Origin of the sequence: Roseibium sp. MMSF_3247, assembly GCF_030733765.1 — a bacterium.
Classification (GTDB): domain Bacteria; phylum Pseudomonadota; class Alphaproteobacteria; order Rhizobiales; family Stappiaceae; genus Roseibium.
Map to the genome: position 1 here is coordinate 522314 of NZ_JASHII010000003.1, position 12051 is coordinate 534364.

Annotated in this window: 3 protein-coding genes; 1 reads left to right on the plus strand and 2 read right to left on the minus strand. The window is 54.7% G+C overall.

Going from position 1 to position 12051, the window contains the following annotated elements:
• Positions 1-3: 3 nt before the first annotated feature.
• A complete protein-coding gene (locus tag RBB44_RS12800; protein WP_371932252.1) occupies positions 4-9009 on the minus strand; it encodes a cadherin domain-containing protein in 9006 nt (3001 codons plus the stop codon).
• A gap of 98 nt (positions 9010-9107) precedes the next feature.
• A complete protein-coding gene (locus RBB44_RS25530; protein WP_371932253.1) occupies positions 9108-9185 on the minus strand; it encodes a hypothetical protein in 78 nt (25 codons plus the stop codon).
• A 1090-nt stretch (positions 9186-10275) separates the two neighbouring features.
• On the opposite strand from RBB44_RS25530, the gene RBB44_RS12805 reads away from it, so the two are divergent.
• The gene (locus RBB44_RS12805; protein WP_306147733.1) at positions 10276-12051 is read left to right on the plus strand and encodes a peptidase domain-containing ABC transporter; all 1776 of its coding nucleotides are present in this window, start codon (positions 10276-10278) and stop codon (positions 12049-12051) included.

Genomic DNA, 12051 nt, shown 5'->3' on the forward strand with positions numbered 1-12051 from the left:
GGATCAGGAGTATTGGATACCCTCGATCTCGGCAAAGTCGACGCGGCCGCCGTCTGCAAGATCGATGTGGCCACCGGAGTCTTGAGACAATGACACTTCACCGTTGAGTGGATCGACATTCTCAATGCTCCCATCGGTCACGGTCACCGACCAGTCGGTGCCGTATTCACCGATTTGGGTGCCATTCGTGCCGTCACCGAGATCAATGATATCAATCCAGTTTTCACCGGCACCGCCGTAGATGGAGTCGTTGCCGTCGCCCAGCATGTAGGCAAAGACGTCGGAGCCGTCACCACCATTCATGCTGTCGTCACCTGGGCCACCATCGAGCGTGTCATCACCCGGGCCGCCAAAGAGAGCGTCGCTGCCTCCCTCACCGCTCAAGATGTCGTCACCACCCTTGCCGAACAAGGCGTCATTGGCATCTTCGCCAACCAGCTCATCGTCATCTTCCGTGCCAACCTGGAATGTCGGGAGTTCGATGACATTGCTGTCTTCATCTTCGCTCTCGTCATCATCATCGCCATCATTGCTGAAGCGGCTAGCCGAGGAAGCTGCGAGCTCATTGTCGTCGTCGCGCTCATCGTCATCATCGTCGCGATCATCGTCATCATCATCATCACCGGCGACTGGCGGCAAATCATCATCTGTATCGTCAACATCGATGATATCCAGCGTGATGGTCTCCGTATCTGAAAGTCCACCGCTGTCGGTCGCCGTTACATCAAGTGTGATGCTTTGCTCTTCTTCGTAATCGAGTTCGACCCCATCTTTCAGTTTCAACATGTATCCGTTGCCATCCGGCACGACCTCAAAGCGATCATCAGATACAGTGAACGTATGGGTGTCTCCGACGTCCGGATCGACAACAGAGAGTGCCACCACTCCCGCGCCAGCAGAATTTTCGGTCACATTAACCGGATTGCCAACGATGAGATCCGGGGCAGCGTTGCTACCGGCAACCACGTCAATCGGGAAAGTTCCGGAAGACTCTGATCCATCGCTGGACGTTGCCGTGATGACAACATCGATGGTTTCACCCGGTGTCAGGGTTGCGCCATCAGCCACGGTCACAACTCCGGTGTCTTCATCAATGTCGAACCGGCTATCGTCGATCGTGTAGGTCACCGTGTCTGCGGCATCTGCATCTTCTGCAAACGCCGTCAACCCAACCAACGCCCCCGCTGCAACAGAGGCGGCAACAAGGTTCTTGGCAGAATCGGCATCCTGAACCGGGCCGATATCTGTGTTCGGCACTGCCGGTCCATCATCATATCCGTTGACGGTGATCTTCAGGTTTGCAGTGTCCGTGTTCCCACCACTGTCGGTGACGGTGTACGTGAACACTTCGACATCGGATTCCCCTTGGCCAAGTGCCTGCGCGGCGGGGCTGTCGGGATCAAGGATGTAGGTGTACGTACCGTCAGAGTTGATCAGCAGCGATCCGTAGTCACCTGGGATGGTCGAGCCCGGCGCATAATCCTGGCCGTCGAAGGAGACGTTCGTGACCGTCAGAGCACCTTCCGCATCCGTGTCATTGGTCAGGACATTGCCTTCCACTTTTGCTGTCTGACCGGACGAGTCGGCAGTCTCCGTTGCGCCCCAACCACTGTCGTTCATGACATAGTCATCCGGAACAGACACAGTCCCCGTCTCCGGGTCGATCTGATAAACGCGGCCGCCATTGGTGAAGGCGTAGAGTTGCCCGCCATCGTCACCGACCAACCCAAAGGCGTTGGACACCGGCAAGGTCGCAACAACATCAATGGTCGCCCCGGTATCCGGATCGATTTCCACGATTTTGCCGGTGGATGTTGACAGGTACAAACTGCCGTTGGCAAAGGCCAAATCACCGGCAGAACCATAGTCCATCTGCCCGATCGTGGTCAGGCTGCCATCGTTAAAGTCGACTGAGTACAGTTTCCCAGAAGTGTCCGCAGCGTAGAGCGTACCATCCGGCCCGAACTCCAAAGCGTTCATCGACGTTCCGAACCGAGAGGTTGAAATAAGCGACGCCTCGCCAGTATCCGGATCAATGGAGTAAAGCTTACTGAAGCTGATGCCATAGAGATTTCCGGCACTGTCCAGCGCAATGTCGGTCATCGCACCAACACCCGTCGACCCGATCACAACGTCGGAACCATCCGAACTGATCAGGTGGATTTCACCGTCATCATCGCTGTAGTAGAAAGATGTCTTGGTCAGCCCGACTGTCGCCGCATCGTCATTTGCCACTGGCGGCTCGTCAAACTCCGTGACATCAATCCGGAATGTCTCAGTAACACTGGATCCATCTGTAGAGGTTGCCGTAACGTCCAGATCGATAAACGGTGTTTGCTCCGCATCAAAGCTGGCATTGTCCGCAACGGTCACCACACCGGTGTCCGGGTCAATCTCAAAACGCGGATCAGTGATTGCGTAGGTCACGCTGTCCCCGGCATCCGGCTCATTTGCAAACGCCGTCAAACCAACAACAGTGCCTGCCGTCGCGCCCTCGGCGATCACATTATCCGATGTGTCGCTGTCGATGAGATCTGTGAGCGGTGTGTTGGTCTCATCGACGTCAATGACATCAATCACCACCACTTCCGTATCAGACAAACCGCCCTGATCAGTCGCAGTTACTTCCAGGGTAACCTGCGTTTCAGTTTCATAATCGAGTGCCTGATTGTCCTTCAACTTGAGCGTGTACTTGTCGCCAGAGACAACAACTTCAAACCGGTCATCGGACACCGTGAACGTGTGGGTGTCGCCTATGTCAGGATCAATGACCGACAACGGAGCGATTTCCGCGCCGAAGAACTCTTCAACAACAGCTGTGCGATTGTCTGAGACGATGGAAACGCTGTCGATCAGTGCTCCGCCATTGTTGTCAGACCCGATTTCGACAAAGGTCAGCGTGTTGGAGCCGTCACCGGATCCACCGACAATGTTGAAGTTGTAGGTCTGCCAGCCGGTTCCCGTGGTCGCCGGATCAATCGTGTCGATCAGCTCACCATTCCAGTAAACCTCGGCAACACTCTGGCCGACACCACCCCGAGACTTCATGTCAAACTGAAGCTCGTAGACCTGACCTTCCATCTGGCCTTCGATCTGCTGGGATGCCCAACCGTTCGTGACCGAAGCCAAATCCAGATGGTGATTGCCGTCAGTGGCACCGAAGTTGTTGTGGCCCGCCTGATGGACATCAACGTTGTCGTAGGTCCAGCCTTCAATCGAATTCGGATCCTGGTACCAGCCAGACCCATCCGAGCCGCCCAACTGTCCGTCAAAGTTCTCAAAGCTGCCGTTGATGATGAACTGCTGCGAACCGCTTTCCAGCTCAACGATGAGATCCGGCGGCTCGTTGCCGTCCGTGATGTCGATCGAGAACGTCTGGCTGGAGGAAGATCCATCCGTTGAGGTCGCCTTTACCGTCACATCGACAGTCGGCTCGGTCTCGGCATCGAACTGAGCACCATCTTTGACAGTGATAACACCCGAGGTCTCATCAATCTCAAAGCGGTCACCGCCGCCAGTCAGCTCATAGGTGACCGTATCGGTCGCATCCTCGTCCTCGGCAAAAGCGGTGATGCCGGTGTCTTCGCCGCCATCAGCAGACTCAGAAATGGTGTTTTCACTGGTATCGACATCTGAAACAGGACCGATGTCGAACTCATCTTCATCACCCACTTCAACCGTGAAGGTCTTCGTTGTGGACGTCCCGTCTGTGGACGTCGCCTTGACCGTAACGTCAATCGTCGGCGTGGTCTCGCGGTCGATATCCGCACCCGGAGCGACCGAGATCACACCAGACGTCGGGTCGATCACGAATGGAGAGTTCTGATCTACGATCTCATAAGTGACATCGTCAGACGTATCCGGATCGGTCGCAAACGCTGTCACACCAACAACGGTGCCAGCATCGGAGTTTTCCGCAACCAGGTTCGAAGTAGCGTCGCTGTCGGTCAGCGGGCCGATTGGTTCCGCACCCTCGTCAATGTCGATGACGTCGATTACCACTGTTTCCGTATCGGACAGACCGCCGGTGTCGGTTGCCGTGATCTGGACAGTCACCTGTTGCTCGGTCTCATAATCGAGCGCCTGGTCGTCTTTCAGCTTCAGCAGATACTTGCCGTCGGCGGCAACCACCTCGAAGCGGTCGTCGGACACTGTGAAAGTATGCGTGTCACCCACATCAGGATCGATGACGGAGAGCGGAACAACCTTGGCACCTTCCAATTCTTCATAGACGCCGATCCGGTTTGTGCCGGTCAGCTCGACGTTATCAATGAACGCGCCATAGGTGTTGTTGTCTTCACTGGTTTCACGGAACTCAAGGACGTCATTGCCGCCTGTTCCGACAACCTGGACCTCAAGCGTTTCCCAGTTGCCGAAAGCTGGATCGACAGTGGAAACCAGTTCACCGTTCCAATAAACCTCGACGGTGTTGGAGGCATCATCCCTGCGCGCCTGGACATCGAATGAAAGGTCATAAACCTGACCCACCGACGTCTCGACGGTTTGGGAAATCGAATTGACGTTCTTTTCAGAATCCAACTCGAGATGCTGGTCACCCTCGGTGGCTTTTATACCGCCGAAGTTGTCCCAGACCTCCATTTTGCCGTTACTCGTCCAGGCACCTGAACTGTCTTCCGAAAATTGATTCCACTTTCCGGTGGCAACATCGAAGGACTCGAACGAACCGTTTTTGATGAGGTTGGTGCCGATGTCGCCATACTCAACAACGAGATCCGGCGGCTCGTTGCCGTCTGTGACATCAATCGAGAAAGTGTTACTGGACGAAGATCCATCCGTGGACGTTGCCTTCACGGTCACGTCGACAGTCGGTTCTGTTTCCGCATCAAACTGCGCACCGTCTTTCACCGTGATAACGCCGGAGCTTTCGTCAATCTCGAAGCGATCGTTGCCACCTGTCAACTCATAGGTGACGGTGTCAGTCGCATCCTCGTCCTCGGCAAAAGCGGTGATGCCGGTGTCTTCGCCGCCATCAGCAGACTCAGAAATGGTGTTGTCACTGGTATCGACATCTGAAACAGGACCGATGTCGAACTCGTCTTCGTCACCGACTTCAACCGTGAAGGTCTTCGTCGTCGAAGTCCCGTCCGTCGACGTTGCTTTGACCGTGACGTCGATCGACGGAGTCGTCTCGCGATCAATGTCCGCACCCGGTGCGACAGAGATCACGCCAGACGTCGGATCAATCACAAACGGAGAGTCTTGATCAACGATCTCGTAGGTCACGTCATCGGCCGCGTCCGGATCGGTCGCAAACGCCGTTACGCCAACAACAGTGCCAGCATCGGAGTTTTCCGCAACCAGGTTGTCGCTGGTATCGCTATCCGACAGCGGACCGATCGGCTCTGAGTTTTCATCGACATCGATCACGTCGACAATGACGGTTTCAGTGTCGGAAAGACCACCGCTATCTGTCGCTGTCACTTGGACCGTGACCTGCTGCTCGGTCTCATAGTCGAGCGCTTGGTCATCTTTCAGCTTCAGCAGATACTTGCCATCTGCAGCCACAACCTCGAACCGGTCATCGGACACGGTGAAGGTGTGCGTATCGCCCACATCCGGGTCGATGACAGAAAGCGGCGCGACTTCAGCGCCCTTGAACTCTTCCAGGATAGCGATGCGGCCATCCGCCTTGATCGACACGGTGTCGATGTAGGTTCCGTGGCTGTTGTCAGAGCCCTTCTCAACAAACGTCAGCGTGTTGGAGCCGTCACCAGATCCACCAACAATGTCATAGCTGTAGCTTTGCCAGTCGCCCCCGCCATCGGTTGGATCAATGGTGTCGATGAGCTCACCGTTCCAATATACCTCGGCAACGCCTTCGCCAGACCGATTGCCACGCGAGTTCATATTGAACGACAGTGTGTAGACATGGCCGTCCAACTGACCTTCGATTGTCTGAGAGATCGTGCCGTTGTCGTCAGCTGTCAGATCCAGGCGGTGCGCGCCATCTGTTGTGCCCTCGCCGTGACGCGCCGATTGATGGATGTCGACGTCATTGTAGGTCCAGCCTTCAATGGTGTCCGGCGTGTCGTACCAGCCGGTGCCATCTGTGCCGCTCAAGGTTCCAGAGAAATTCTCGAAACCACCATTGATCACCAACTCGTTGGACGCATTCTCCAACTCAACGATCAGATCCGGCGGCTCATTGCCGTCCGTCACGTCGATCGAGAAGGTTTTGCTGGACGAAGACCCATCCGTGGAGGTCGCCTTGACGGTTACGTCGACGGTCGGCTCTGTCTCCGCATCAAACTGCGCTCCGTCTTTCACCGTGATAACGCCGGAGCTTTCGTCGATCTCGAAGCGATCGTTGCCACCTGTCAACTCGTAAGTGACGGTGTCGGTTGCATCCTCGTCCTCGGCAAAGGCCGTGATACCGGTGTCTTCGCCGCCGTCAGCAGTCTCCGAAATGGTGTTGTCGCTGGTGTCGACATCTGAAACCGGACCAATGTCGAACTCATCCTCATCGCCAACTTCAACCGTGAAGGTCTTCGTTGTCGACGTCCCGTCCGTAGACGTTGCTTTGACCGTGACATCAATAGACGGGGTCGTCTCCCGGTCAATGTCCGCACCCGGCGCAACCGAGATCAGACCAGAAGTCGGATCGATCACGAATGGAGAGTCTTGATCAACGATCTCATACGACACGGTGTCAATGGCATCAGGATCAGTCGCGAATGCCGTGACGCCCACCACTGTTCCGGCATCGGAATTCTCAGCTACGAGGTTGTCGCTCGTGTCGCTGTCGGAGAGCGGCCCAATCGGCTCTTCGCTCTCATTGACATCGATAACGTCAATGATGATGGTTTCCGTGTCGGACAATCCACCAGAGTCGGTGGCCGTTACTGTGACACTCACCTGTGTCTCGGTTTCGTAATCAAGCGCCTGATCATCTTTCAGTTTCAGGACATACTTGCCCCCTGAAACAACAACCTCGAACCGGTCATCGGACACGGTAAAGGTGTGCGTGTCGCCCTCGTCCGGATCAATAACCGACAGGGGCGCTGCTTCAGCGCCTTCAACTTCCTCAACGATCGTTGTCCGGTAGTCAAAGTCAGTTGTTTGGGTCTGGAAGACAAAGTCATCGAAGTCTTCGTCGCCATTGTTGACCAAATCTTCGAAACCGATCGTGACACCACTTTCGACCGTGTGGTCCAATCCGTCTGGATTAAGGCCCGCGCCTCCAGAGAAGTAGGCATCGGCACCTTGGCCAGTCAGAGGTGTCCCATCCTGCGCGACGGCTTGCCAGTTTCCATCACTGTCTTTCTGGAAAGTCACCATGTCGCCGGCGGCAATACCCGGGTTCTGGTCAGCGCCATCCGGGATAAGGAAATAACCGATATTGGCCGCATCAACATTCGGGAACGCGACATTCACGGTATCGCCCGGCGTAAGCTCATTGCCGTTTGTCCAAACGATTTGACCAGCAACCGGATCACCGTTCGCGTCCATCACGAACACACCCAGCGAACTGCTGTAGTTTGCACCTTCTGATACAAAAGTAAGAGTTGCGCTCACGCCATCGACATCGCCGGTCTCAAAGGTGAGATCAGGCGCTTCATTCACATCTAGAATATTGACAGTGAACGTTCCCGTTGAAGATGATCCATCCGACGAAGTCGCGGTGATTTCAACGTCAACGGCTTTGGTCTGCTCGTAGTCGAAGCTAACGCCTGGCTTGACGGTCAGAACACCGGTGTCCGGATCGATATCGAACCGCGGATCATCGGTCGAATAGGTCACCGTGTCTGTTGCATCCGGATCCTCAGCGAAAGCCGTAATACCGACTTCTTCGCCACCAGTTCCGTTTTCAGCCACAGCGTTCAAGTCATTGTTTGACTTATCGATATCGACGACTGGGCCAATGTCGCCCTCGTTGTCATCACCCACCTCAACCCGGAAGGTTTCCTGAGACGTCGATCCATCAGTGGACGTCGCTTTGACAGTCACATCAATGAATGGAGTTGTCTCACGGTCAATATCTGCGTTCGGGCCAACAGTTATAAGACCGCTGTTCGGATCAATGACAAACGGCGAGTCGCCAACAATTTCATACGTAACCGTGTCGGTTGTATCCGGGTCTTCTGCAAAGGCAGTAAGACCAACGACCGTTCCTGGATCAGAATTTTCAAGGACAAAATTCTGCTCTGCATCGGTGTCGGTCACCGGCCCAATGCCAAACTCGTTGGCGTCACCTACGGTGACACGGAAGGTCTCCTGAGACGTCGAGCCGTCGGTCGAGGTCGCCTGTACCGTTACATCTACAAATGGCGTGGTTTCACGGTCGATGTCAGCACCCGGGGCGACGGTGATCACACCGGTCGTTGGATCGATGACGAACGGCGTGTCGCCAATGATTTCGTAAGTCACCGTATCGGTTGCATCCGGATCTTCGGCGAATGCCGTTACTCCAACAACCGTGCCGCCATCTGAATTCTCTTCGACAAAGTTTGTGTCATCGTCAACATCGGTAACCGGGCCGATCGCGAATTCATTCTCATCACCAACGTCTACCCGGAAGGTTTCCTGGGAAGTTGTTCCATCCGTTGACGTCGCCCGCACGGTCACATCAATAAACGGGGTCTCTTCCCGGTCAATGACTGCACCGTCCTTTACCGTGAGCACACCTGAGACGGGGTCGATAACAAACGGGCTATCGCCGATAATTTCATAAGATACCGTGTCTGTATCATCGAGGTCCTCGGCAAAGGCCGTGACATCGATGCCCGTTCCTCCGACAGCGTTTTCCTGAACGAAGTTGGCGTCTTCGTCCGTATCGATCACCGGACCGACCGGAAATTCCGAATTGTCGTCACCAACGGTGATCCGGAAAGTCTCCTGAGAGGTCGATCCATCCGTGGACGTGGCCTGGACCGTTACATCGAAAAACGGTGTGGTTTCGCGATCAATCTCGGCGCCGGGTCCGACGCTGATAACACCCGTAACCGGGTCGATGACAAACGGCGTATCGCCTACGATTTCGTAAGTCACCGTATCGGTTGCATCCGGATCTTCGGCGAATGCCGTTACTCCAACAACCGTGCCTGGATCAGAATTTTCGAGAATAAAGTTGTCTGTTGTGTCCGTGTCTACAACAGGCCCGATCTGAAACTCTGTATTATCGTCTCCAATCTGGATGACAAAAGTCTCAACCGCAAACGATCCATCGCTGGAAGTCGCTTGCACCGTCACACTGATAGCGGGCGTTTCTTCTCGATCAATGACTGCACCGGGACCAACAGAAATCACACCGGTCTCTGGATCGATAACAAATGGCGAGTCGCCGACGATGGAATAGGTAACGTCGTCTCCATCAGGATCTTCTGCGAATGCGACAACCCCGACAGTTGTTCCAGGATCTGCGTTTTCTTCGACAAAGTTTACATCGAGATTGATATCAGTCAGCGGGCCGATCGGTTCGCCGAGATCATCATCGCCGCCGCCGTCGCCATCACCGCCATCGTCATCGTCGCCGGCATCATCGCCACCGTCGTCACCGTCATCGTCGGCCAGAACGGTCGTGCCGCCATCGCCGCCGCCTCCACCGCCGCCAATGCCGTCACCGATGCCATCGTCACTTGTCGGAATGCCTTGACCGCCGAGATTGAATTGAGAAAGCCCGGCATCAAGGCCGCGTGCTTCTGGAACATCCCCGCCTCCGAGACCACCAGCATCGCCCAAACCACCGTCAGATGTTTCCGCAACATCCTGAAGACCATCCGGAAGCGGCACGTTATCATTGCGGTCCAGACCCAAGCCGTTGCTAGGACCATCGTTGCCTGCTCCGCCATTCAAGCCGCCGTCACCGCCAAGACCGTCACCATCGTGAAGAGAGGAACCGCTTCCTTCGTATTCCAATGGCACCGCCTGGAAGAGGTTGGCAACTGTTGCCTCACCTGTGTCCTCTGGATTGATGGACAAGGAGTAGTCGTTGCCATCCGCTGGCTTGTACGGATCACCGGCCTGAGCTTCCGCACGGGCAGCATTTGGCGAGTTCGCACCTGAATTGGTTCGTGCAGCCGCTTCTGCGCCCGCGCCTTCAGTCGGTTTGCCAGATGTTTTCGGTGTGTCGGTATCAGCCATGCTCGCACAAGCTCCATTAGATCATGAAGCCATTCGCGCAGGCTTGTCTTAACAAAAACCAACCAGAACCTGTGAAATACCACTATATCTTGATGTAAATTAGCGAGTTCCATAGTTCTTGGTAAACGCTTTTGAAACACTTGCGCGCCTTAATAGAGTTAGGAGGCGCCAAGTATGGTCAGTTTTATCAGCAATGCTTTAGCTAACACTGCGTTACCTCAGCTGAAATTTCATTCATCTGAGACAGGAGAACAAGTTAAAGCCCCAAATTTGCCGCGCTCGGTGGTAATGGCCTCGATACTTATAAATGTATTGGGCTTGGCAATGCCCCTAACAATTCTTCAGGTATATGACCGAATTCTTCCAAACCAGGCTATCGATACACTGGTCGTTCTAATTGTCGGGCTTGGGATCGTCCTGGCGGTCGATGCGGTATTGAAGATTGCTAGATCATTTGTTGTCGCCTGGTCAGCAGCTTCCTTTACACACAAAGCAAACATGGAAGCGACGCACCGTCTGCTCTGCTCCCGTTCTGATGCCGTGACCGATGCCAGTGTTTCCAAGCATCTGGACTCTCTGAAGTCACTTCAGTCCTTGGGAGACCAGTACGGCGGACCGGCGCGCCTTTTGGCGATCGACCTCCCGGCTAGCCTTATCTTTCTCGTTGTCCTGTTTCTCATCGGCGGCCCGATCGGTTTCATCCCGCCAGTCTTGTTGTTGATTTTCGTGTTGCGGACCGCTCACCTGAATTCCAAACTCAATACGCTCGTTGAAAAACGCGCTGTCCAGGACCAACGCAAATACGATTTCATTTTCGAAGTCCTGTCTGGGCTCAACACGATCAAGGCGATGGCGCTTGAACCCGTGATCCTCCGGCGATTTGAAAGACTACAGACCCAGGTCTCCCGCCTCGGTTACGACCAGATCGACCTGAACAACAAGGCGCGCAACAGCAGCGGCTTTTTCACTGTCCTGACAACGGTATGCGTTGTATCGGCTGGTGCATTGCTGGTGATGGGAGGCTTCATAAGCATCGGTGCTGTTGCTGCATGTACGCTCCTTGCGGGCCAAGTCGTCCAGCCTCTTTTGCGGGGCATCAACCACTGGACGGAGATGCAGCGGGTCAAGCACGATTATCGTGCCGCTCAATCCCTCTTTGATCTGCCAGTTCAAAACAGGCAGCAATCGCGGAATATTCCGATCATCGGCAATGTACAGATCCAAAATGCTGGATACGATTCAAGGCATGACGTGATCGTCCCGATCCACGGACTGAACCTGTCCGTCAATGCTGGAGAAACGATAGCCTTTGAAGGCAAAGATGGTAGCGGACGATCAACACTCTCCCGATTGATTTCAGGCAGCCTGGAACCAACTTCGGGATCAGTCTTGCTTGATGGTCATGATCTGTACGGTGAAGATCATTGGAGCCTGAGGAAACACATTGCCTACGTGGGCAACGATTCCGAGATGTTCGCCGGAACAATCTTACAGAATCTGACTTTGTTTGGGTCCCAATCGACGCCGCAGACCGCACGAATGGCCGCAGAGCTCATCGGCCTGGAAAAAGATATTCACCTGCTCCCGCTGGGCTACGACACACAATTGGGCAACACCATCGAGGAAAATCTCACGGACTCCATGATCCAGCGGATCGCGATTGCACGTGCCTTGGCCCGAGAACCAAAAATCTTGATCCTGGATGATGCAAACGGCGCCCTCGATCACCGCAGCGAAGCTGAGCTTGCGGAAGGACTTAAACGCATCAAAGGGCAGCTCACGATGATCATTGTCAGCCACCGCCCATCCTTCCGGGCGATTGCTGACAAGCAGTATCTGGTGGAGGACGGGAAATTGAAATCAGTACCGGTAAAACCCGCCACAACAAAAAAATACAAGCTTCAGCCGCGTATACGCAAAGTAGCGCCAAAAATGAGCCAAGGAGCCTGA